26 protein-coding genes are annotated in these 24,381 nt (G+C 36.8%); all 26 read right to left on the bottom strand.

Annotated features, from left to right (window positions below):
• Positions 1-5 precede the first annotated feature (5 nt).
• Entirely contained in the window at positions 6-1,070 is a 1,065-nt protein-coding gene (hisC, locus tag PATL70BA_RS00495; protein WP_125135526.1) for a histidinol-phosphate transaminase, read from the bottom strand.
• Complete coding sequence (hisD, locus tag PATL70BA_RS00490; RefSeq protein WP_125135525.1) at positions 1,063-2,358, bottom strand: histidinol dehydrogenase; 1,296 nt, start codon at positions 2,356-2,358, stop codon at positions 1,063-1,065. The genes hisC and hisD overlap by 8 nt, the downstream gene beginning before the upstream one ends.
• 12 nt (positions 2,359-2,370) lie before the next feature.
• A complete protein-coding gene (gene hisG, locus PATL70BA_RS00485; protein ID WP_125135524.1) occupies positions 2,371-3,006 on the bottom strand; it encodes an ATP phosphoribosyltransferase in 636 nt (211 codons plus the stop codon).
• A 46-nt stretch (positions 3,007-3,052) separates the two neighbouring features.
• Positions 3,053-4,303 (bottom strand): ATP phosphoribosyltransferase regulatory subunit, encoded by a 1,251-nt coding sequence (hisZ, locus tag PATL70BA_RS00480; RefSeq protein ID WP_125135523.1) that lies wholly within the window; start codon positions 4,301-4,303, stop codon positions 3,053-3,055.
• Positions 4,304-4,498: 195 nt separating this feature from the next.
• Positions 4,499-6,199 (bottom strand): DEAD/DEAH box helicase, encoded by a 1,701-nt coding sequence (locus PATL70BA_RS00475; RefSeq protein ID WP_125135522.1) that lies wholly within the window; start codon positions 6,197-6,199, stop codon positions 4,499-4,501.
• Between the two features lie 180 nt (positions 6,200-6,379).
• Complete coding sequence (locus PATL70BA_RS00470; protein WP_125135521.1) at positions 6,380-6,916, bottom strand: Holliday junction resolvase RecU; 537 nt, start codon at positions 6,914-6,916, stop codon at positions 6,380-6,382.
• Position 6,917: 1 nt separating this feature from the next.
• On the bottom strand, positions 6,918-7,943 hold the full coding sequence (queG, locus tag PATL70BA_RS00465) for a tRNA epoxyqueuosine(34) reductase QueG (RefSeq protein WP_125135520.1): 1,026 nt from the start codon (positions 7,941-7,943) through the stop codon (positions 6,918-6,920).
• The gene (locus PATL70BA_RS00460; RefSeq protein WP_125135519.1) at positions 7,940-8,893 is read right to left on the bottom strand and encodes a pseudouridine synthase; all 954 of its coding nucleotides are present in this window, start codon (positions 8,891-8,893) and stop codon (positions 7,940-7,942) included. The genes queG and PATL70BA_RS00460 overlap by 4 nt, the downstream gene beginning before the upstream one ends.
• Positions 8,893-9,453: a hypothetical protein gene (locus PATL70BA_RS00455; protein WP_125135518.1), complete on the bottom strand. Its 561-nt coding sequence runs from the start codon at positions 9,451-9,453 to the stop codon at positions 8,893-8,895. Before PATL70BA_RS00455 ends, PATL70BA_RS00460 begins: the two co-directional genes overlap by 1 nt.
• Positions 9,454-9,483: 30 nt before the next feature.
• Positions 9,484-9,933, bottom strand: a complete 450-nt coding sequence (gene dut / locus PATL70BA_RS00450) for a dUTP diphosphatase (protein ID WP_125135517.1) — start codon at positions 9,931-9,933, stop codon at positions 9,484-9,486.
• Positions 9,909-11,183 (bottom strand): M16 family metallopeptidase, encoded by a 1,275-nt coding sequence (locus PATL70BA_RS00445; RefSeq protein WP_125135516.1) that lies wholly within the window; start codon positions 11,181-11,183, stop codon positions 9,909-9,911. Before PATL70BA_RS00445 ends, dut begins: the two co-directional genes overlap by 25 nt.
• A gap of 91 nt (positions 11,184-11,274) precedes the next feature.
• Complete coding sequence (locus tag PATL70BA_RS00440) at positions 11,275-13,374, bottom strand: polyribonucleotide nucleotidyltransferase (RefSeq protein WP_125135515.1); 2,100 nt, start codon at positions 13,372-13,374, stop codon at positions 11,275-11,277.
• A gap of 215 nt (positions 13,375-13,589) precedes the next feature.
• Positions 13,590-13,865 carry a 30S ribosomal protein S15 gene (rpsO, locus tag PATL70BA_RS00435; protein ID WP_330510120.1) on the bottom strand — a complete coding sequence of 92 codons (276 nt, stop codon included), beginning with the start codon at positions 13,863-13,865 and terminating at the stop codon, positions 13,590-13,592.
• 131 nt (positions 13,866-13,996) lie between these two features.
• On the bottom strand, positions 13,997-14,929 hold the full coding sequence (ribF, locus tag PATL70BA_RS00430; RefSeq protein WP_125135514.1) for a riboflavin biosynthesis protein RibF: 933 nt from the start codon (positions 14,927-14,929) through the stop codon (positions 13,997-13,999).
• A 14-nt stretch (positions 14,930-14,943) separates the two neighbouring features.
• On the bottom strand, positions 14,944-15,855 hold the full coding sequence (truB, locus tag PATL70BA_RS00425; RefSeq protein WP_125135513.1) for a tRNA pseudouridine(55) synthase TruB: 912 nt from the start codon (positions 15,853-15,855) through the stop codon (positions 14,944-14,946).
• Positions 15,856-15,863: 8 nt separating this feature from the next.
• Positions 15,864-16,820: a DHH family phosphoesterase gene (locus tag PATL70BA_RS00420; protein ID WP_125135512.1), complete on the bottom strand. Its 957-nt coding sequence runs from the start codon at positions 16,818-16,820 to the stop codon at positions 15,864-15,866.
• The gene (gene rbfA / locus PATL70BA_RS00415; protein WP_125135511.1) at positions 16,817-17,242 is read right to left on the bottom strand and encodes a 30S ribosome-binding factor RbfA; all 426 of its coding nucleotides are present in this window, start codon (positions 17,240-17,242) and stop codon (positions 16,817-16,819) included. Before rbfA ends, PATL70BA_RS00420 begins: the two co-directional genes overlap by 4 nt.
• A gap of 10 nt (positions 17,243-17,252) precedes the next feature.
• Complete coding sequence (gene infB / locus PATL70BA_RS00410) at positions 17,253-19,295, bottom strand: translation initiation factor IF-2 (protein ID WP_125135510.1); 2,043 nt, start codon at positions 19,293-19,295, stop codon at positions 17,253-17,255.
• Positions 19,296-19,316: 21 nt separating this feature from the next.
• Positions 19,317-19,622: a L7Ae/L30e/S12e/Gadd45 family ribosomal protein gene (locus PATL70BA_RS00405; protein ID WP_330510119.1), complete on the bottom strand. Its 306-nt coding sequence runs from the start codon at positions 19,620-19,622 to the stop codon at positions 19,317-19,319.
• A complete protein-coding gene (gene rnpM / locus PATL70BA_RS00400; protein WP_125135509.1) occupies positions 19,615-19,881 on the bottom strand; it encodes an RNase P modulator RnpM in 267 nt (88 codons plus the stop codon). Before rnpM ends, PATL70BA_RS00405 begins: the two co-directional genes overlap by 8 nt.
• A 5-nt stretch (positions 19,882-19,886) precedes the next feature.
• Positions 19,887-21,041, bottom strand: coding sequence for a transcription termination factor NusA (gene nusA, locus PATL70BA_RS00395; RefSeq protein ID WP_125135508.1), 1,155 nt, complete (start codon positions 21,039-21,041; stop codon positions 19,887-19,889).
• A 23-nt stretch (positions 21,042-21,064) separates the two neighbouring features.
• Positions 21,065-21,529, bottom strand: a complete 465-nt coding sequence (locus PATL70BA_RS00390; RefSeq protein ID WP_125135507.1) for a ribosome maturation factor RimP — start codon at positions 21,527-21,529, stop codon at positions 21,065-21,067.
• Between the two features lie 144 nt (positions 21,530-21,673).
• The gene (locus PATL70BA_RS00385; RefSeq protein WP_125135506.1) at positions 21,674-22,306 is read right to left on the bottom strand and encodes an HD-GYP domain-containing protein; all 633 of its coding nucleotides are present in this window, start codon (positions 22,304-22,306) and stop codon (positions 21,674-21,676) included.
• Positions 22,299-22,661, bottom strand: coding sequence for a LapA family protein (locus PATL70BA_RS00380; protein ID WP_125135505.1), 363 nt, complete (start codon positions 22,659-22,661; stop codon positions 22,299-22,301). The genes PATL70BA_RS00385 and PATL70BA_RS00380 overlap by 8 nt, the downstream gene beginning before the upstream one ends.
• Positions 22,662-22,764: 103 nt before the next feature.
• Positions 22,765-23,757 (bottom strand): NAD(P)H-dependent glycerol-3-phosphate dehydrogenase, encoded by a 993-nt coding sequence (locus tag PATL70BA_RS00375; RefSeq protein ID WP_125135504.1) that lies wholly within the window; start codon positions 23,755-23,757, stop codon positions 22,765-22,767.
• A 7-nt stretch (positions 23,758-23,764) separates the two neighbouring features.
• The gene (gene plsY, locus PATL70BA_RS00370; protein ID WP_125135503.1) at positions 23,765-24,367 is read right to left on the bottom strand and encodes a glycerol-3-phosphate 1-O-acyltransferase PlsY; all 603 of its coding nucleotides are present in this window, start codon (positions 24,365-24,367) and stop codon (positions 23,765-23,767) included.
• Between the last annotated feature and the right edge of the window lie 14 nt (positions 24,368-24,381).

Below are 24,381 nucleotides of genomic sequence, written 5' to 3'. Positions count from 1 at the left end.
CCTCCTTAAGCTTCATAAGCCTTTATTAATGCTATGAGACGACTGTTCTCATCATCTGTTCCAATGGTAACCCGCATATGATATGCAAGTCTACCTTGATCACCAAAACCTCTTATTAGTACATTATGACTTTGTAGATACGTTATTAAATTCATATCTGTAATTTTAACAAGAATAAAGTTTGCTTTAGAAGGATAGACCCTTTCAAAGCAATCTCTACCTAAGAAAAATTGATACAAGTGTTCTTTTTCATTGTTGATTTTATGAATTAAATCGTTATAATAATCCAGATCTTCTAATATGAAGGTTGCAACTGCCTGTGAAAAAGCGGATAAATTATAAGGGGGTTTTGCAATATTAACCACTTCTATCATCTCTTTACTTGCTATACCATAACCGATTCTAAGCCCTGCAATTCCATAGGCTTTAGAAAAAGTCTTTAACACAATAAGATTGTTGTAATTAGGAATAAAGGGAACCATAGAGTCACCATCAAATTCCTCATAAGCTTCGTCAATAATAACCGGACAGTTCACATGGTCTAAAATACGTTTCATACCTTCAAGTGAGGCTTTATTACCTGTAGGGTTATTGGGTGTGCATATAAAAATCAGCTTAGGTTTATGATCCTCATAGGCTTTTAAAATCAGATCATAGTCATAGTCAAAAGCGTCATCAAGTTCATAGTTTATGACCTTGCCATGATTAAGTTGCGTTGACAAGCCGTACATACTAAAGGAAGGGTTTGGGACTAAAACACCATCACCCGGTTCTACAAATACTTTTATAATCAGTTCAATAAGTTGATCTGAGCCCACTGTGCATATGATTTCATTTTCAGAAACACCATGATAAGTACCAAGCTTTTGTCTTAGTTCATGTACATCGGTATCCGGATAACGGGTTAAGTGATCCTTCTCTTCGTCTATCCATAATTTGATTTTTTCAAGAACATATGGACTATGAGCATAAGGGTTTTCATTGGCATCTAACTTAATATCATAGTTCATCAGTGGTGCATGATAAGGTTTAAAGTCCAATAAGTCCTTACGCATGTAATCCTTAATCATTTTCAAACCTCACTTTTATGGAATTCGCATGGGCATCTAGTGCCTCTGACTCTGCAAAATAAATCACATCATCACTCAGTGCTTTTAGTGCATCACGTCCAAAAAAAGTGATGCTGGATTTCTTAATGAAATCATCCACGGATAAAGGTGAAAAGAACTTTGCCGTCGCATTGGTAGGCAGTACATGATTTGGTCCGGCCATATAGTCACCAAGAGGCTCCGGCGTATAATTTCCAAGGAAAATAGCGCCGGCATTTTTTATATATGGCATTAATTCAAAAGGATTCTTCGTACAAATCTCCAAATGCTCCGGTGCAATCTCATTACTGATGGTTACGGCATCTTTTAATGAATCGACAATGATGGTCACACCATAGTTGTTTAAGGATGCGCTAATAATATCTTTGCGTTTTAAATAAGCGGTTTGTCGCTCTATTTCTGCCTTTACCTTCTCTGCAACAGCTTGACTTGTCGTAATCAGCACCGAAGAGGCCAATTCATCATGTTCTGCTTGAGATAAGAGGTCGGCGGCAATGTACTTGGGATTGGATGTCTCATCAGCAATCACCAGTACCTCGGATGGACCTGCTATGGAATCAATACTAACATGTCCGTAAACCGCTTTTTTTGCTAAGGCAACAAAGATATTTCCCGGTCCAACAATTTTATCGACCTTTTTTATGGTTTCCGTTCCAAAAGCGAGAGCAGCAATGGCTTGAGCACCACCCATCTTATAAATATTCTCGATACCACATATGTCCGCAGCTACCAGTATTTGAGGGTTAATATTACCGGTCGAGTCCGGTGGTGTGGTGATGACGATTTCTTTTACACCAGCAACCAGTGCCGGAACCACATCCATAATAACAGAAGATGTATAGACAGCTTTACCACCTGGGACATAGACACCGACCCGCTCAAGTGGTGTTATTTTTTGTCCCATGATGCTACCGTCTTCTTCTGTATCGAACCAACTGTATTGTTTTTGTTTGGCATGAAAAGCATACACCCGTTCTTTAGCTTTCTTAATAACGGTTATAAGCTTTTCATCCACAAGGTCATAAGCTTCTCTAATTTCCTCTGAAGTTACTTTCATAGACGTTGGTGTTAGGGTAACTTTGTCAAACTCTGTCGTATAGTCTAATATGGCACTATTGCCCTTATCTTTAACATTTTTTATAATATTTGCAACGATGGTTTCATAGTCACCATATGAAGTCGGTGCTCGATCTTCTAGAAGCTTTTTAATATCAATGACTTCACCTTTTGTAAAATCGTATACTTTCATAGCTGGTCTCCTTTACTGGATGATATCTCTTAATCCGTCAATAATTCGGTTGATCCGTTGATTTTCCATCTTCATGCTGACACGGTTAACCACAACCCTGGCAGAAAGCGGACATATTTTTTCAAGAACGACTAATCCATTTTCTTTTAATGTAGCACCGGTCTCCACGATATCAACAATCACTTCTGAGAGGCCTACAAGAGGTGCCAGTTCAATAGAACCGTTGAGTTTTATAATCTCAACTTTTTGATTCTTTTTATTATAAAAATAGTCCTTGGCAATATTTGGATATTTAGTAGCAACACGTATCGATGAACTATGTAAAAGATGCTCACGTGCACTCTCAGGACCGGCTACCACCATATCACAAATGCCTAATTTTAAGTCAAAAACTTCATAAAGATTCTTACGTTCTTCAAGGATAGTATCTTTACCTACGACACCGATGTCAGCAGCGCCATACTCAACATAAGTCGGTACATCACTGGCCTTCGCTAAGAAAAACTTTAGTTTAAGTTCTTCATTCACAAAAATCAGTTTTCTTGTATCACTTTTCATTTCTTCACATGTAATACCTACTTCTTCTAAATAAGCCAATGTTTTTTTTGCCAAACGCCCTTTTGCAAGTGCAAATGTTAAATATCTCATAGTATTCACCTTTCATCCTGTTCTTATTGCGTCCGTTTTTCTACCCTTAGAAAAGTGATTTAACATCCACCGTATTTCTTTCCTCGGTTTCAAGATTAACCAGCTCCACTTCATCTAAGGATAAGAAATTCATAATACCGCCGATATGATTTTTTTTACCATAAGCGATATTCTCTTCTAAATCCCGGTCTAACATGCCAATCTCAATTCTCATACCTTCTCTTCGCATACGATCGGCAATAGAAATGGCCATAGTTCTTGATTTAAGGTTATATAGTAATAAGGTGTCTGTGCTTGGCACATCAATTTCTATATGTTGTCTTTCTATGCTGTTCATAACTTCATCCACAATGATAGCAAAACCAACGGCAGGTGCACTGTGACCGAATTCTTGTAAAAGCGTATCGTACCTTCCGCCATCTACAATCGATACCCCTGTTCCGAAAGTATAACCTCTAAAAACAATACCTGTATAATAATTAATCTGACTGACCATGCCAAGATCAAAAGAAATGTATTGTTCCACCTTATAATCACACAAGATATTATAGATACGTTCCAGTCGATCAAGGGCTGCTAAAGCCTTCTTATTCATGGTTGTTGACTTGGCTTGCTCTATCACCTTAACATCACCAAAGAATTTAGGTAGATCCAGAAGGACTTTTTTATGTGCTTGATCCAATTCAAGGCTATCTAACAACTCTTCTACTGCGATGTAATTTTTCTGATCAATCAGCATACGTAGTTCTTCTTCGTACTTTGAATCCAATCCGGCTTCTTCAAGTAAGCCTTTAAAAAATCCGGCTTGACCAATATCAATTTGAAAATCTTTAAGTCCTACGGCCAATAAGGATTGAATAACAATTGCAATAATTTCTGCATCTGCATCTTCACTATCAATACCGATGAGTTCAACACCCGCTTGGGTGAATTCTCTAAGCTTCAATTGATAGCTTTCAATGTTTCTAAAAGCATTGCCAAGATAACAGAATCTTTTCGGTGTATTTTCATGATGATATCCGGTTGCCATCATCCTTGCCACAGAAGGGGTGATATCCGGCCTCATCACCAATATGTTGCCATCAGAATCAAAAAACTTATACATATTCTTAATATCTATCGTACCTGAATCATGGCTAAAAACATCAATATATTCAAAAGTCGGTGTTTGAACATCCAAGAAGCCATAATGATGAAATACCGCCATGATCCGTCTTTGTATTTCATGCTTCTTTAGCGCCTCATTACAATGAATATCTCGAACACCTTCAGGTGTGTGTAATTGCTTATCTCTCATATGTGCCTCCCGAACTTTATTATGGTAAAGTGGTAGATTGCTAATTCGATAAATTAAATATTATTATAAAACAATTCCTATCCCCTGTCAACCGTAAATCCCATGAATTTATATTACCACATAAATATTGTTCTTAATAGTTCAACAAAAAAAGCCCCTAAGATTTTACCCTTAGAGACCTCTTTAAATCTATTCTTATAAACTTTTTTCTTTTGAAGTCTTAGCAATTTCAACAGAAACTTTTTTGTTATTAATCTTATTGCCTTCCATCTTCTTAAGAACAATTTTAGCAATATCTTTATGAACATCTACAAAAGTAAACTTATCTAGCATATCAATGGCACCGATTTGGCTACCTTTAACATTACATTCACCTGCTATAGCGCCAAGAATATGTTTTGGCTTTAGATTATCCTTATTACCGACATTAAAGAACATGCGAACCATGTCTTTGTCATCTCTTTTACGATTTCTTGGTGCACCTGCGCCACGATCACCACCACGATCATTACGATCACGACTACCACGATCTCTGTTACTGCCGAAGGATTGACGCTGACGGCCTTTATCATCACCAACACTAAAGTTAATGTCGTTCTCATGATGATTCTCATCTAGAGACAATGTTTTCTTAATTAAAGCGGCACAGATCTCCTCTAGAGGATGAACCGTATCAATTTGATTCAAGATGGTCATATATTCATGCATGTCCCCACCTTTTATAATCTCATCGAGTTCATCAATGAAATCGGTGATCTTTGAAGCGTTCACTTCTATATTAGTAGGAATAGCAATTTTTTCTATAACCGTCTTAGTATAACTTGTAATATCTCTTAGAAGTCGACGATCTCCAGTGCTCACAAGGGTTATTGCACGACCCTCTTTACCTGCACGTCCACTACGACCGATTCTATGTACATAATAATCTGCTTTGTCCGGTACATCATAGTTGATAACGACATCTACATTCTGTATATCAAGTCCACGTGCTGCAACATCCGTTGCAACTAGAACGTTGATTTGAGAATTGTTAAACTTCTTAAGAACATCCATACGCATTTCTTGTTTAAGATCACCATGGATTTTATCGGATGGAAAGTTTCTAAGCATTAAGGCGTCACACACATCGTTTACGGATGACTTTGTATTACAAAAAACAATACAACGGTTTGGTTTGTCAACCTCTAAAATTCTTGAAATAGCTTCAATCTTATGACTTCTTTTCACTTCAAGATATTGTTGTGTAATTGTATCTGCTGTAATAAGCTTAGACTTTACTTTTATAAGTTCAGGGTCTTTTTGATAATGTTTAGTAATATCAATTATACTTTGAGGCATCGTTGCAGAGAATAGAACCGTTTGTACATTGGCCGTATCCATGTTACTAAGAACCATCTCAATATCTTCTCTAAAGCCCATTTTAAGCATTTCATCGGCTTCATCAAGAATCATAGTATGAATGTCATCTAACTTAATGGTACCTCGATTAATATGGTCTATGGTACGTCCGGGGGTTCCTATAATGATTTGTGCCCCTCTTTTAAGTTGCGTAATTTGTCTGTAGATTGGCTCTCCACCATATACAGCAACTGTTTTTATATTTCTCATGTACTTCCCGATTTTGTTAAATTCATTTGCAACCTGTACAGCCAACTCTCTTGTTGGACATAAGATGATTGCTTGAGGACTCTTAACCACAGGGTCTACTTTTTCAAGTAATGGAATAGCAAAGGCCGCTGTTTTTCCTGTTCCTGTTTGTGATTGACCGATAAGGTCTTTCCCTTCAAGAAGTATAGGAATTGCTAACTCTTGAATATCTGTTAATTGTTCGAAATTCATGTCTCTGAGTGCTTTGTAAATTGAATCTGATAAACTTAATTCTGAAATATTATTCATGTTTTCCTCTTTCTAATGGCACATATGGATCCATCAAGAAAGTAACATAAACAACATTTGTTTATCCCATAATTCGACATTTGATGAATCCAAACGATTGATTTTGTGCAACTTTTTACCTTTTAATCGCACAATTGCTAATTATATAGTATGAAATACCTAATGGCAAGTTTTTTAGTATTATTCTCCGTTATTACTAAGGTATTTGCTTAATGCCTCTAGATAATGTACAAGATAACCTGACTTACTTTTGATTTCTAAGCTAGCATCAAAGGCAGACATAGGTATAGATTTACGACCACCAGACCTTGCTTCTTGCCAATGGGTTAAAATAATTCCAAATGGTAAGAAGAAATACCGATTCTGCTTAGAAAAATAAATCAACATAAAGGCTACACCTTCTTGCTTTTCAAAAGACTGCATATAAGCAATCTGATGTTCATGAATATTTTTAAGTGGAAAATAGTCTTTTGAAGTCTCTTTGGCATCAAAACATATGGGTATACCTTGTACGACACCAATATAGTCCACACTACCCTTTTTCTCAAAATAAGCCATGGTAATGGTGCCACTTTCTTTTCCTAATGTTATGGGCTTAATAGGCGTTGGTATTTTTTCAATGAGCGCAAGTCCGTGCTCTAAATAGCGTTCATTGGTTATGTTGACCATTTCTTCTAAAGTACTACCTCTTAAACCTCTTGAACCCCAATACGCCATATCATTTCACCTCGATGTTTTTCAAACGTGTTATTGCCCTTTGAACTTCACGCTTGATAATGCTTCTATTGTCATCTTCATATTTGTTTAAGATTTCAATCATACCCCTGTCACCTGAGTTACCCATAGCTGCAATGGCATTGCGTTGTAAAGTTCGCTTACCACGCCAACCAGAAGCAGTCCTACCATAAGTGTTCTTAAAAGTAGCATTATCTATATTAAGTAAGGTGACCAAGTCCACTTCCTGATCCACTATGAATTCTACGAAAGGATTCTTAACTTTGTTATTGACTGGACATCTAAGTTGACAAATATCACATCCATAAATCATATTCCCAATCATTTTAGATTCTTCCTCGGATGTTTCATTCTTTTGTGTCAGGTAAGATATACATCTATTACTATTAATGGTTCCATCACCAATTATTGCTTTTGTTGGGCAAGTTACTTTGCATATCTGACACGTACCACACGGTATTGCTTCCTTATCATGATCTGTAGCTTCCAAATCAAAGTCAATAAGCAAGGAAGCAATATTAACATAACTGCCCATGGTTTTATGATAGAACATATTGTTTCGTCGTAAAACACCTAAACCGGCACGTACAGCTATGGCACGATCTGATAAAGGTGTTGTGTCACAAAGCTTAACACCGTGGATATCATATTTCTCTTGTAAAAAAATTTGTAGTTTTTCCAGATGTCCGTCTAGTATTTTATGGTAATCAAGAGATGCCGTTCCGCTGGCCATACGCCCTATACCACTTGTAGGTTTAATCTGAGAATAAGGCTGATGTGGTTCTAAGATACTAATGAAGGATTTGGCATCTGTCATTATTCTTTTAGGGTCCATTAAATCTAAAACAGAATCCCTGACTTCAAATGTGCAGTTCAAATGCTGTTGCTGCCGATACTGATAGTCTTCCTTCAGCTCATTAAAGGGCAAGGCACTGGTAAAGCCAACCGCTTGAACACCGATTGAATCACAAAACTTTATGATATCTTCTTTTATGACCTGAGCCTTCATTTGAACACAGCCTTTGCAATGGTATTATATAGGTCTGGATTGATAGCAATAAATGGCTTATAGTAACGTTCATTATCAAGAGGGATATCACCTTCTATAAACTGATAACTATAAGCATGGAGTAACTGATGGTTTAAATTATATTTACGCTTAAAGTCCTTGTTTAAGTGTATATTCCCATATTTGTTGTCGCCAATAACGGGATGACCTATAGATGCTAAATGCACACGTATTTGATGGGTCTTACCTGTTTTGATCTCAATTTCAACTTCAGTAAAAGATTCATTCCATCTTAATGGCTTTAGAAGGGTATGAATCATGATTTCCCCATCTTGGTCAATCGATACCTTATTGTTATTATGATCTTTATGAATCGTATCCTTTAGCTCTATGTCTTTATCAATCTTACCGAATACTATACTTTTATACAATTTAACAACTTCATGGTTTTTAATCTTTTGATTGATGATTTGAGCCATTGGCAAGGATTTAGCAGAAAGCACAATGCCGGTGGTATTGCGATCAAGACGGTTACTAACCCCAATTCTAAACCCAGTATCCATTTGAACGTTTTTTTCTTCGTAATAGGACCTGATTTGATCTATAACGGATACAGCTGTTCCATCATCTTGAGATAACACACCAATGGCCTTATTGATAACTATAAGTTGATCGTCTTCATAAACCACATCCAAAACGCCATCACTTTCAAATCTTTTTTCTTGTATTCTTGTAGCAAAGTGATCGTAAGTTTCCTGCGTGAAGTAAACTTGAATCAAATCCCCTTCATGACAAATTTCATGACCATTTATTTTTTTCCCGTTTAGGGTGATATTTTTTTTGCGGAACATTTTATAGCAAAAACTTTTTGACATACCGGGCAATACCTTAAGCATGAATTTATCAATTCTTTGATGTTGGTTTTGAGGTGTAATATTTATTTCAATCATTACATACCATTCTGCAATAATGCCCTTTCAATACTTTCAATATACTTGCTATTTGTTATTTCAGATTCATTCTCTAAGGTTTTGAGTACATCCATCATATCACTGATTTTATCATAAGATAAAACCGTAACTTGGATACCCTTATCTTTTAACATGTGTTGGATTGATTGGCGGATGACATTATGGTCCTGTTTATATTTTTTGTTAGGAAGACATAAAATCAAAACATGTGTATCACTCATAAGTACCGCATCCAAAAAGTAGGTGGCCTTAGCTCTTATTATAAGTAGTTCAAACAATGCTTTATATGTTTGTAGGCTTAAAGCATCTACTAAATCGGTAGAAACACTTTTGTAAGGACTATAGGCAAAGTATTGTGATGCTCTTTGAGCCGTTGGTAGGATTAAAAGCACCGCAACGATTGTAAAATAGCTTTTTTGACTGCCCATAATTAAGATACCAGCCAAATAGACCATCATAAATGAGAGCACACCTATTAAAGCCCATTTTAGACTTATATGCTTACTTTGGTTAATATAGCCTTGAGTACCTTGATTCATGATTCTCACCTCTATTTATTCTAGCCTAATCTACATTCCAGTATGTCCAAAGCCACCGGTGCCTCTTGTGGTCTCTTCTAAAGTGTCTGTAAGTGCCCAGTTAATTTGTTCAATACGATTAATAACCATTTGAGCAATACGATCACCACGCCTAATGGTAAAGTCTTCTTCTCCAAAGTTAATCATAATAATCTTGATTTCACCTCTATAATCCGCATCAATGGTTCCAGGTGTGTTAACAAGGCTAATCCCGTGTTTAAAAGCCAGTCCACTTCGCGGACGGATTTGAGCTTCATAAGAATCCGGGAGTGCAATTTTAAGTCCTGTTGGCACCAATTTTATTTCACCTTTTTTTAAGACAACATCTTCAACGACTGCTGCAAATAGATCAAGTCCGGCTGCCTGTGCGCTCATATACTTAGGCAGAGGTAAATCTTTGCCTTCTTCAGTTTGTTCTACATATACTGTAATTTTTTGCATAATGTTTTGATCCTTTCTTGGTCAATGTCTTTTAGATGTCCAACAATGGACAAACTGATACTTGGATCCAAAAATATGTCACGGGCCATGGTCATAATTGCACCTATGGTTACTGCATCAATGGCTTCTACGATTTCTTCCTGGGTTTTTATATGTTGTTGCATCAACATTGCTTTACCGTAATTGGACATACGGTTGTTCATATTCTCATATCCGATAATCAGATTACACTTGATTTGTTCTTTGATTTTGTCCAAGTCATCTTCATCAATGCCTTCTTCTAAGAATGTGTGGATTTCTTTCAAAGTATTTACAATCACTTCATCCGTTTGTGTTGGGTTAAAGGCTGCATAAATATTAAACATACCCGTTGCTTCATAAGACTCATCATAAGAATAAATGGAATACGTTAAGCCTTTATCCTCTCTTATGCCCATAAATAACTTAGAATTAATACCACCACCTATAATGGTATTAAGAACGGATAAAACAAAAATGGCATCATCTTTGTAGGAAATACTTGGAAAATTGATAACCATATGAATTTGCTCAATATCCTTTTCTTTAAAAATAAATGTTGCTTCTCTTGAAAAATCTAGATTCCTTGTAAGTGTTGCTTGTGTAGATGTGTCTTTAAATGCCTCGTTTAATATTTTTATGACTTTTTTTTCATTAAAAGCACCTGCAATAGCAATCACCATATTTTTAGCCACGTAATGGCAATTTAAATATTCAAACAGTTTTTCACGTGTAAAACCTCTGATATTTTCACGGGTTCCCAGAATATCCATAGATAACCTTGAAGGCTTAAATACTTCATTTTCTAGTTGATCATGAACGATATCTTCAGGCGCATCCTCAGACATGGCGATTTCTTCCAATATAACGCCTTTTTCTTTATTTATTTCTTCCTCTTTAAATTCAGGGTGCGTCAGCATATCCGAAAGCACATCGATGGCTGTTTCCAAATGTTCATCCAATGTATGGGCATAGTAACAAGTATACTCTTTTGCTGTAAAAGCATTAATATGGCCACCGATTCTTGCCATCTCATCCGCTATTTCTTTTGCGTTTCTTTTGGCTGAGCCTTTAAACATCATATGCTCAATAAAATGAGAAATACCATTGTTTTCAGGCGTCTCGTCTATAGATCCATTACGTATCCATATGCCTATAGAAACGGATTTTACAAATTCTAAGGGTTCATAAACCAACGTGATGCCATTATCCAAAGTTGTGGTTTTTATCATTTGTCCTCCCAATTGGGTTCTTTATTTTATATAGAAATTAAAAGACCTTACCAACTTTGCGATTGGTAAGGTCCCAGTCTTTAACTAAATGTTAATCTTCGAGTAATGCTTTCATTGACAAATTAATTCTGCCTTGAGCATCCACTTCTGTTACCTTAACTTTTACAATTTGACCTTCACTAAGTACATCTTCTACTTTAGTTACACGTTCTTTTGCAATTTTTGATATATGGACCAAACCGTCTTTACCAGGTATGAGTTCTACAAAAGCTCCAAAAGTCGTGATTCTAACTACTTTTCCTTCATAAATCGCACCTACTTGAACGCCATTTGCAATCGTTTCAACAATACGTTTTGCTTCATTAGCAGCTTCCATATCCACACCACATATAAATACACGACCATCATCTTCAATATCGATGGAAACGCCGGTATCTTCAATGATTTTGTTAATCACTTTACCTCTTGGACCAACAACCTCACCAATCTTCTCTGGATTGATTTGAGTTTGAATAATTTTTGGTGCTGTCGGCGCAAGTTCAGTTCTACCTTCACTGATGGTTTTATTCATCACATCATTTAAGATGACCATTCTTGCTTTTTTTGTTTGGTGTATTGCACCTTCAATAATTTCTTGTGAAATACCTAGGAGCTTCATATCAAGTTGAATCGCTGTGATGCCTTTTTCAGTTCCCGCAACTTTAAAGTCCATATCGCCAAAGAAGTCTTCAAGACCTTGAATATCTGTTAACAGTATAAAATCTTTTTCATCATCACCTGTTACAAGACCACATGAGATACCTGCAACCGGTGCTTTTAGTGGAACACCTGCAGCCATAAGTGATAAAGAACTAGCACAAATACTGGCTTGAGAGGTAGAGCCGTTAGAACTTAAGATCTCTGAAACCGTTCTGATGGCATATGGGAATTCATTTTCTGATGGTAATACAGGTAGTAATGCTTTTTCTGCCAAAGCGCCATGACCAATCTCACGTCGTCCTGGACCTCTTGAAGGTCTACTCTCTCCAACTGAATATGAAGGAAAGTTATAATGATGCATATAACGTTTGTCTTCGGTGAGTTCATCCAGAGCATCGACTCTTTGTCGGTCAGATAAAGGCGCTAAAGTCGTAATCGTAAGGGCTTGTGTTTCACCTCTTGAAAACAATGCTGATCCATGAACCCTAGGAAGAATATCAATCTCTGCACTTAGTGTTCTAATTTCGTCGATACCACGTCCGTCAGGACGTTTATGTTCTTTCAAAATCAAACGACGTACGGTTTTCTTCTGATACTGATAAAAAGCTTCATCCAACCAAGACTTCCATGCTGCTTTTGATTCATCTGCTTCAATGATGGCAAGCATTTCTTCCTTAAGAGCATCAATACGTGCAAAACGCTCACTTTTATCCTCTACATAAACAGCTTCCTCAATACGTGCATCACCAATAAGATCTTTTAGAGCAGTCATGATTTCTGCGGGTACGGATGCATCCGTATAAGCTTGCTTTGGCTTACCTTCTTTAAGTTGAATGTCTTTAATCCAAGCACAAACTTCTTGGTTTAATGCATGTGCTTTTGCAATCGCTTCAATCATAACATCTTCAGATACTTCATTGGCTTCTGCTTCAATCATAGTCACTTTTTCTTCTGTTGATACTACATTTAAGACCATATCCGAAGCTTCTCTTTGAGCAGATGTTGGGTTAAACACAAATTCACCGTTTACTAAACCAACATAGGTGGAAGCTGTTGGTCCCATAAAAGGAATATGAGATATGGACAAGGCAATAGACGTACCAATTGCCGCTACAACCTCTGGCATACAATCTTGATCAACAGCCATTACTGTATTAACGATTGTACATTCATTTCTATAGTCCTTAGGAAATAAAGGACGTATCGGTCGATCAATAATTCTACTGGTTAAAATAGAGTTCTCCGTTGGACGACCCTCTCTTTTAATAAAACCACCTGGAATTTTACCGACTGAGTATAATTTTTCTTCATAATCTACACTAAGTGGGAAGAAATCAATACCTTCTCTTGGTTTTTCTGATGCAGTTGCGGTAGATAAGACAACGGTCTCACCATAACTAATTAAACAAGCACCACTTGCGAGTTGCGCCATTTTTCCGATTTCAACACTGAGTGTTCTTCCGGACAGTTCCATTGAATAAATTCTAGACATATTTGTCTCCTTTCAATTGTACCTAGCCCCTTTAGTCTTTAGTTTCTATCGTTTATTAAAATGATATTCATAATAAACGACACAAACTAATGACTAAGGATACCTGCTAGGTTTTTTCATTTTCTACATTTTTTCACTATTTCTATATTACCACTTTTTACCTTGTAATGAAAGAAAAATAATAGAGCGGAATCAACTCCGCTCTATTATTTTGATTATCTTCTTAGACCTAACTCTAGAATCAAGTTACGGTATGATTCAATATCTTTATTAGAAAGATATTTCAACAAACCTCTTCTTTGTCCAACCAATTTCAAAAGACCTCTTCTTGAGTGATGATCTTTTTTATGCATTTTCAAATGATCTGTTAAATGATTAATTCTCCAAGTTAACAAAGCGATTTGAACCTCTGGTGAACCGGTATCTTGCTCGTTTCTACCAAATTTTGCGATAATTTCTAATTTTTTTTCTTTCGGCATTGCTGTTTGCATTTTGTTACCTCCATAGGATAAATTATATTAAGCGCCAAAAGCCAAGATAAGGACGGAGTTTCCAATATCTGAGCAACGGCTCAAGTACATAGTACATAATAACATAAGTGTTTTTGATTGTAAATCAGATTTTATACTTTACTTATTTTTTCAAAGTAGTTGTCCAAATCCTTAAGGTCATCTTGAATGAGGGACTTCAAATGATCCAAAGATTTAAGTTCATAAGCTTCTCTAAGAAAATGGGTCATTTCTATTAGAATGGTTTCACCATAAATCATTTCATCAAAATCCAAAATATAGGTTTCAACCACCATATCATCTAAAGTTGAGGCCGGTTTTGGACCAACATTAGTAATGCTCTTATAACGTATACCTTTAACTGTTGTATAGGAAGCATAAACGCCGTTTGGAGGCAATATTTTCGAAGGCGCTGTAGCTACATTGGCTGTTGGAAAACCTATGGTTCTACCAATGGATCGACCATGTTCCACTTCACCCAAGACTATAAAATGTCTGCCCGTTAGTTCCTTAAATGCTTCCATATCGCCTTTTTTAATTTCTTGGCGGAGCCATGTACTGCTTATTACCCGTTTATGATCGCATAGCTTTTCAAAAGCTATAACATTAAAACCATAGGTTCTACCCAAAGCCTCTAGTAGTGGTATGCTTCCACTACGACCTTTACCAAACTTAAAGTCGACACCAACAACAACATATTTTGCGTGTAATTCTTTATATATGACTTCTTCAACAAAAACTTCAGCAGCCATATTGGCTACATCCATCGTAAAAGGATATTCAATATAATAATCCACACCCAAATCTTTAACGACTTTCTTCTTTTCTTCCGGTGTGAAGATAATGTCTTCTTCTGGCTTTCCCATAACAACAAAAGTTGGATGAGGTTTAAAAGTGAATAAAGCTGAGGGTATGCCCAATTCTTTACTTTTGTTTAGTGCCGCCTCGATCAGCAATTGATGACCTTTATGAACACCGTCAAAATTACCAAAAACAACGATACACTGTGGTAATTCAAAAACATTGGTTTGTAAAATTGTTTTCATTTATATTACCTCTCTTAATAACGTATACAAAAAAACTTCACGGGCATTAATAGATTTTTGGGAGATAACCATTCATAGATCCCCATATAATCACCTTCATCATTATATACGTTATAGTAAGTCTTGTCCATGAGCTTAACTGTGTCAATATTCATAATGGCTTCAAAGGGCATCTTATTGCCATTATAAAGCATGTGATTATAATGTGTTCCAATTATCAGACGTTGATAATCTTTAAACAAGGCATCCACCTGAATAATCGCCTCTGCTAATCTATTTTCTTGAGCAAGGTTTTTAATATCATCTAGAGTTAAGGCACTTTCTTTAGTAAAAATGCCCGATGCCGTTCGTTCTAACTCGACCATGTGACCACAGGTACCAAGAGCTTCACTAATATCACGACATAAGGTACGAATATAGGTACCCTTTTTACAATGGACCGTCATCTCAATAAAGGGTAAGTTAATGCTTATATCATAGATATCATGTATGGTTATCCTTCTTTTTTTTCGTTCGATTGTCTGACCAGATCTAGCTACATCATATAGCTTTCTGCCACCAATCTTAATTGCTGAATACATAGGCGGTAATTGTTCGCTGTCACCAACAAATGATTGAATGGTTTCTAGAATCATTGTTTCGTCTACAGCGTATGGTTTTCTATCTATAACTTCACCGGTATGATCTTGAGTATCTGTTTCTTCTCCAAGCTTAAACCGTGTTTTATACGTTTTGTCTTTATCCGTTAATAAATCAGCAACTTTTGTCGCTTTACCAAGACAAACAGGCAAAACACCAACCGCTTGAGGATCCAAGGTGCCGGTGTGCCCTATTTTTTTTTGTCCTAGAATTCCTCTTAAAACAGCCACTACATCATGAGAAGTAAAGTCTTTCTCTTTATATACGTTGATAATGCCATTATACATGTCTTACCTCATGTCTTCTGTTCTAACTCTAATGAAACCACTTTTGTAACCGCCAAAATTGCTTCTTCAAGGGGTGCTTTTATACTTGCTCCTGAGGCTTTTTGATGGCCACCGCCGCCAAAGTTCATTGCGACCTTACAAACATCTACAGTACCTTTTGAACGAAAGCTAATTTTATAGGTATCTTCATCAATAGCATAGAAAAAGATAGCCACTTCAATCCCTTCAACATTGTTCATATAATGAACAATGCTTTCGGTGTCCGATTTTTCAATGCCAAAGGTTTGGTAATCCTCCATATTTAAAAAGCATACAAGGATCTGGTCATTCATGTAGGTACGTGCTCTTTCAAAGGCTAATCCCTGAGCTTTAAAAGCCTTTAAAGGTTTTACATCAAACAACTTATGAATCAACTCTGAAAAATCAAACCCATAAGATATGAGCTTAGCTGCCGCCAAATGGGTGGAAGGTTTGGTATTACTGTGTTTGAAACCACCGGTATCAAATAGGATACCGGTATACAGTGCCTTAGCAATATCTACATCCATGACAGAAAAATCTTCTATCATTTGAAACACCATTTCACTGGTGGAACTCGCCTCTGCATCTACATAATTATAATCTCCAAACATGGTGTTGCTCATATGGTGATCTATGTTAATCACTTTTTTCCCTTGAGCAAGAAGTTGGCCAAATATACCTAGCCGTTCCGGGTCACTGGCATCTAATGAGATAATCAGGTCAGCGGGTTCATCCATATGATCACTGACAAAACGTGATATCGGTAAAAAATCATATTGATCCGGCAAATCCTTAAGCAGCACAGTAGATGGTATGTCATATTTTTCCAGAAGCATTGCCAGACCAATTGTAGCACCAACACAATCGCCATCCGGGTGAATATGTCCAAGTAGGCATATGTTTTGGTATTCTTTAGCCAAATCCACCAATGTACTTAATTTCATTCAGTAACCTCTTTATCTTCTGTTTCCATTTTATTCGTATCAAGATCATCTTCCACTTCATTTTGTTGGTCTGTCTGCACGACTTTGTCTATAAGTGCAGATATTTCAACCCCATACTCGATGGAATGGTCCAATATAAAGGACAGTTGTGGTGTATTTCTAAGGTTTGTTCTATGTGCCAGTTCACTTCGAATATGACCTGCTGAACTCTTAAGACCTTCAATGGTCTCTTTTTGTGCAAATTCATCACCCATGACGCTGACATAAACTTTACAGAACTTTAGATCTGCTGTGACATCTACTTTGACAATTGAAGTTAAAGGACTCACTCTTGGGTCTTTTATATCTTCTCTTAGTATCGTCGTCAAATCATGTTTAACCTCTTGATTAATTCTTATAAGTCTATTACTATTTTTTTTCATAATTTCACCTTTACTTTCTAGGTATTTCCACCATAGCAAATGCTTCTACGATATCGCCTTCACGAAGGTCATTGTACTTATCCAACATGACACCACATTCATAGCCTGTATTAACTTCTTTCACATCATCCTTAAACCTCTTAAGGGATGCTAAAGCACCTTCAAAAATCACGATACCATCACGTACCAAACGTACGCTTGAATTACGTACGACTTTTCCGTCAAGTACAAAACCACCACCAATAGTTCCAACGCCGGACACTTTGAAAGTTTGTCTAATCTCAATATGACCAAGTACTTTTTCTTCATAAATAGGATCCAACATACCTGTCATGGCTGCTTGAATATCCTCAATAGCGTTATAGATGACACGGTATAATCTAAGATCAATTTGCTCACGATCAGCTGCTGCACTGGCACTGGCTTCAGGACGTACATTAAAACCAATTATAATTGCATTAGAGGCTGAGGCTAACATAACATCGGTTTCAGTAACCGCACCTACGCCACCATGTAGGACTCGAATGACCACTTCTTCGTTTGACAGTTTCATAAGACTTTGTTTAACAGCCTCTACAGATCCTTGAACGTCCGCTTTAACAATAACATTCAATTCCTTCATCTCACCAACTTGTATCTGATGGAAGAGATCATCAAGGGTTACTTTTTGAGGTGTTGTCTGAATCATTTTTTCTCTAGACTGGTCCACAACCTTGTTCGCCAACTGTCTGGCTTGTTTTTCATCTTTAGCCGTGAAGAAAGCATCACCAGCTGTTGGTACTTCTGATAAACCAAGTATTTCTACAGGTGTTGATGGTCCAGCAGATTTAACACGTCGACCTTTATCATCAATCATGGCTCTGATGCGTCCATAAGCCGGTCCTGCTATAATAGCATCACCAACAGATAATGTACCGTTTTGAATCAGTACAGTTGCTACAGGGCCTCTTCCTTTATCCAGTTGGGCTTCAATAATGGTACCTTTTGCTTTTCTTTTTGGATTGGCTTTATAGTCTTCAACTTCTGCCACAAGTACAATCATTTCTAATAGCTCTTCTAGGTTTGTTCGCTCAAGAGCAGAGACCTGAACACATATGGTATCACCACCCCATGCCTCAGCAATAAGACCATATTCTACCAGTTCTTGAAGCACACGGTCAGGGTTTGCTCCCGGTTTATCTATTTTGTTAACAGCGACGATGATTTGAACACCGGCAGCTTTAGCATGATTGATGGCTTCAACGGTTTGAGGCATAACACCATCATCTGCTGCAACTACCAAAATCGCAATGTCCGTTGCCATAGCGCCACGCAAACGCATAGCTGTAAAAGCTTCATGACCCGGTGTATCAAGAAATGTTATGGTTTCTCCACTATCAAGAGATACAACAGATGCACCGATATGTTGGGTAATACCACCATGTTCTTTTTCTGTAACATTTGACTCCCTAAGTGCATCAAGGAGTGATGTTTTACCATGGTCAACATGACCCATGACGACAACAACAGGAGAACGCTTAATTAAATCTTCTTCCCGTTCCTCCAAATCTTTGTCTTCAAAAAAGAGTTCTACAAGATCTTTTTCCGGTTCTCTAACGACAAGCATCTCGTGTTCCATAGCGATCTCTTCTGCTAGTTCAAAAGGAATCTCTTGATTAGCCGTTGCCATAATACCACGATTCATAAGAATCTTAATAATATCCGAAACTTGTAATTCAAGTTTATCCGCGAGTAAACTGACCATGACATTTTCTGGCAATTCAATAAATTCTTTTTCCTCGATGATTTCTTCAACGTTTTTATGTCGTTTTTTATTGGTCTTCTTTTGAGTCTCATCCTCAACTGTTTCTACAACATTTTCTTCTTCTGATTTTGAGCCTTCATCTTCTTTTTTGTCTTTTTTATAATGATCTAAAATCACATTATATTCTTCTTCTGTTAAAGAACTCATATGATTTTTTATATCCACTTTCAAGTTCCTAAGAACCTCTATTAAAGCTTTATTGGTAACATCCAATTCTTTAGCTAGCTCATACACTCTTATTTTCGACATTCATTTACCTCCGATTTATTGTTATGCTTGCTCACCAACCTTAGATAAGATGGCGTTAGCAAATCCTTCGTCAACAATACCGATTGTAGCACGGTATTCCTTTCCGATGGCCTTTCCCAAGCTTATTTTATCACCCAGTGTAATCATTTTGATTTGGCGATAAGCACACATATTGGTGAATTTCTTCTTTGTATTGTCTGAGGCGTCAGATGCTATGATGCATAATAGCACACTACTGTTTTTTATCCCTGTTTCAACGCTAAATTCTCCTGACAATACTTTACCTGCCTTCATAGCTAATCCAATCATTGAAAATATATTATTCAACGTCTTCGATCTCCTTACGTAAAGCATCATAAACGCCTGTTGGTATTTTTTCTTTAAAAGCTCGCTCTAAACCTTTTGATTTCTCAGCTTTATTGAAGCAATCTACTTTTTTACAAACATACGCGCCACGACCATTTTTTTTCCCTGTAAGGTCAATATCATAAACACCTTCATTTGAACGTACAACCCTGATCAACGACTGCTTCTCTTGCATCTCCAGACAACCTAAGCATTTTCTCATGGGTAACTTTTTTGCCATTTCACCTACTCCTCATCAAACAAACCTGTGTCCGATTCGGTATCCGGCTCGTTATCAAGATTGGCTTGTTCTAAAAACTGTTCAAAAGGATTGACGGGCTTATCATCAAGCGCCATAAAATCAGTCTCTTTTGCTTGGGTTTCACTTTTGATATCAATACGATAGCCTGTTAATTTTGCTGCAAGTCTTGCATTTTGCCCTTCTTTTCCAATTGCTAAGGATAATTGATAATCCGGCACAACAACTTTTGCACTTTTATGCTGATCATCTACAACGACCTTAACAACTTTTGAAGGACTGAGTGCTGCTGCTATATATTCTTCCGGCTTTTCACTCCAAGGAATGATGTCAATCTTTTCCCCTTTGAGTTCGTGGACAATGATGCCGACTCTAGAACCATTATGGCCTACACACGAGCCTACAGGATCTACATCCGGATTATTTGAATGAACTGCGATTTTCGTTCTTGATCCCGCTTCTCTTGATACGGACTTTATTTCCACAACACCATCGTGAACTTCCGGTACTTCTTGTTCGAAAAGTCGTTTTATCAATTCAGGATGGGTTCTTGATACATATACTTTAGGACCTTTTGTTGAATCCTTAACTTCCACGACATAGACTTTCAGTCTTTCATTGGTGGTATATGTCTCACCAGGTATGCATTCTTTTTCAGCCATAATTGCATCAATCTTACCTAGATTAATGACAACATTGCCTTTACTTTCTCTTTGAATAATCCCGGTTACAACTTCTTTTTCTTTGGAAATGTATTGATTGAAAAGTACATCTCGCTCGGCCTCACGAATTTTTTGTACCACAACTTGTTTCGCCTTTTGTGCTGCTATACGGCCAAAATTCTTAGGTGTAATCTCGATTTGAACAATATCCCCAATGCCATAATCCGGATTGTACTCAACAGCTTCTTCTAAACTGATTTCGATTTGATCGTTATCGACAATTTCTACGATTTTCTTTTCAGAGAAAACAGATACATCCCCATCTTCTTTATCAATAATAACTTTGACGTTTGTTGATGCACCGAAATTGTTTTTACACGCTGTAATTAAGGAATTTTCAATTGCTTCTATCAAGACCTCTTTGCTAATGCCCTTTTCTTTTTCGATTTGTGCCAATGCTTGAATAAACTCAGCATTCATGATTTAATCCTCCTTGAATTTAATTAAAACACGACAGAAAGTCTAATTAGCGCGATATCGCTCCGGTTAAAAACTCTCTCTTCGTTGTCGATTTTTAATACAACTTCTGTCTTATTATAAGATACAAGCATTCCTAGAAATTCCTTATGGCCATTTAGTGCCTTATAAAGTTTCATTTCTACATCTTTACCGATACTTCTTTCAAAGTCTTTGTCCTTTTTTAAAGGTCGATCCAGTCCTGGAGAGCTGACTTCCAAAATATAAGGATCCAAAATTGGATCTTTTTCATCCAGTACAAGTTCTAAAGCTCTACTGACATGTTCACAATCCTTGATGGTTACCCCACCCTCTTTGTCAATATATACACGTAAATAAAAATGTCCCAGTTCCCTAACATATTCTACATCTACTAGAGTTACACCATTTTCTTCTAATATGGGTACAAGTAGTGTTTCTACTAATTTTTCAATTCGATCTTTGTTTGCCAAATGGCCACTTCCTTTCTGACAATTAACCTACTCAAATATAAAGAGTGGACCAAAAGCCCACTCTCATCTTATTCACAACATTAATTTTAAGTTATTATACCACAAAAACATTGATTTTACAAGGTTTCTGAAAAAATAATACACCTATGCACCAATTAAGGTTTCTTGCCATACAATCATTAATTCTTTAATATGCATGACCAACCAAGGGTCAAATTGGCTGCCTGATTTTTGTCTTATTTCTTCTTCTATAATCTTAAAATCAGAAGCTTCTTTATATGGTTTTTTTGTAGACATATGATCAACGGTTTCGCATAAGGCAATGATTCTTGCACCTAAGTGTATCTCATTACCTAAATAGCCATTTGGATAACCCGTACCATCAAAATGTTCATGATGTTCTAGGACAATCTGAGCCACTTCGTTTAATTCCGGATACTGATTTAAGATTTCAAAACCATATTCAGGATGTTTTTTTAATATCTTCCAGTCCTTTTCACTTAAAGTTTCCTTTTTATTGAACAAGGATGGCGCTATTTTAATCATACCAATATCATGTAATCTTCCTGCAAGTTCAATGGTATCACATAAATTAGAATCAATGCCCAAATACTGAGCCAACCATTTTGACATAGTGCCAACATGATTGGCATGATTTTTCATAGACATATCATTGTTTTCAAGAACATCCATCAGCAGATCTATTGTAATTTTATCGCCTTCGAGGTTCTTTTTCTTCGTTTGAGAGCAGCCACCACAAGTGTCGCATTTATTCATGAATTTCTTCCTCTTGATTTATAATTGGAGTATTGTATTGTGTCGGTTGTTCTTTTGAATGCATCATTTCCACTTCCATATTGGCCTTAACCAGTTTAAGTTCATTCAACTCTTGATTTAAAGTTTCAATGACTTTATCTTTTTCTTTAATCGTTTTTCTGGCTTTTATTTTGCTAATAGCACCCATTGAATATAGAATAATAGCACCTATACTCGCAGATATTAGAATAACAAGGGCAACAGAAATATCCACCGTTGCAAATATAAAATTAATCGGTACAGCTGAAGCGTTTAGAATTGCAAACAAAGCAATAAAAATTGAAAATAACAATGTTATAATTAAGTTTTTTTGCATAGGATCTCCTTAGAATTTTTGACGTGAATGCCGTCACACAAAAAAATGACGGTTGTTTACAATCCTATTTTATCATATTGTTTTTAAAACAGCAATTATCACATTATGATTCAAATTTTCTATCTCTTAACATCAGTTCGGTGACAGCTTCTCTTGGGTCTTTATCATTGAATAGTACTTCATTGACTTGTTCGATTATCGGAAGCTCTATCTCGAACTTAGTAGCCAAAGCGGTCGCTGCATGGGCGGCGTATACGCCTTCTACTACCATGCTTACCTTTTCTTGAGCTTCTTGTAGAGTAAGTCCTTCACCAATGAGTATACCGGCTTTTCTATTCCTGCTATGTACACTCGTACAAGTCACAATTAAATCCCCAATACCTGTAAGCCCATTAAATGTCTGGACATCACCACCCATGGCAAGTCCAAGTCTAGATATCTCAGCAATACCTCGAGTCATTAACGCCGCTTTTGTATTATCACCAAACCCAAGTCCATCTGATATACCTGCTGCAAGGGCAATAACATTTTTTAGAGCGCCACCGATTTCAACGCCTAATACATCCGAGCTTCCATATACTCTAAAAAATTGATTCATAAAGGTTTCTTGTACGATCTTTACAATGCTTTCATCTTTCGAAGCGGCTACCACAGAAGTCGGAATTTTCCTTGCCACTTCTTCAGCATGACTGGGCCCCGAGAGAACAGCTATAGGATTGGTATGAATGACGTCTTCAATAACTTCTGCTAAAGTAAAGAGTGTTTCATCTTCTAAACCCTTACCTACGTTAAGGATAATCTGATCTGACTTAATATAATTTTTAACCATTACGGCTGTGTCTCTAACATATCTCGAAGGTACGGCAAAGATGAGCATATCTGATCCAAGGATAGCTTCTTTGATATCGTTTGTGATGAGAATGGTATCGTCAATTTTGATACCCGGTAGATTACGTAAGTGTTCATGATGTTGATTCAACATATTAACTTCTTCTTCTACAATCGACCAAACGGTTACTTCGTGATTATTTTCTTTAAGTAGCATAGAAAGGGCTATGCCCCAACTACCAGCGCCTAATATTCCTATTTTCATCATTAACCTCCTATGTTGCCTGTTTCTTGACGCCTAACTTATTCTCTTCACCACGAATAAGACGACCAATATTAGCCTTGTGTCTATATATGGCAATGATGGCTAAAATGGATGTTATAATCAGTTCTTGTGTCCCACCTGGATAAAGCAATAAAACACCAATAGGCATTATGGTTACTAATAGTATGGAACCAAGAGATACGTATTTGGTCAGATATATGGCCAAAGATGCTACTGCCCATGCAACCAATCCGATACGCCAATCAAATGCCAGCAACATGCCAAGTGTTGAGGCAATACCTTTGCCGCCTTTAAAATTAAGTACAAAGGGCCAATTATGACCAATAATGACACCTGCACCGGCATAAAGTCCTGCCAGTTGTGAGTCAAATAGCGTCCTTGCAATAATAACTGCTAAAACAGCTTTAAGAATATCACCTACAAAAGTCAGCATACCCAACTTCCATCCTAAAACCCTAATAGCATTGGTTGTGCCTGAATTTCCACTTCCATGCTCTCTGATGTCAATATGTTTTGTTTTCCTGGCAACGATATACGCGGTTTGAAAACATCCTAAAAAATACCCCATAACGATACTGATTAAATAAGACATAACACCTTTCCTTT

This window comes from Petrocella atlantisensis (assembly GCF_900538275.1).
Lineage (GTDB): Bacteria > Bacillota > Clostridia > Lachnospirales > Vallitaleaceae > Petrocella > Petrocella atlantisensis.
This window is presented reverse-complemented; position numbering and strand designations above follow the sequence as displayed.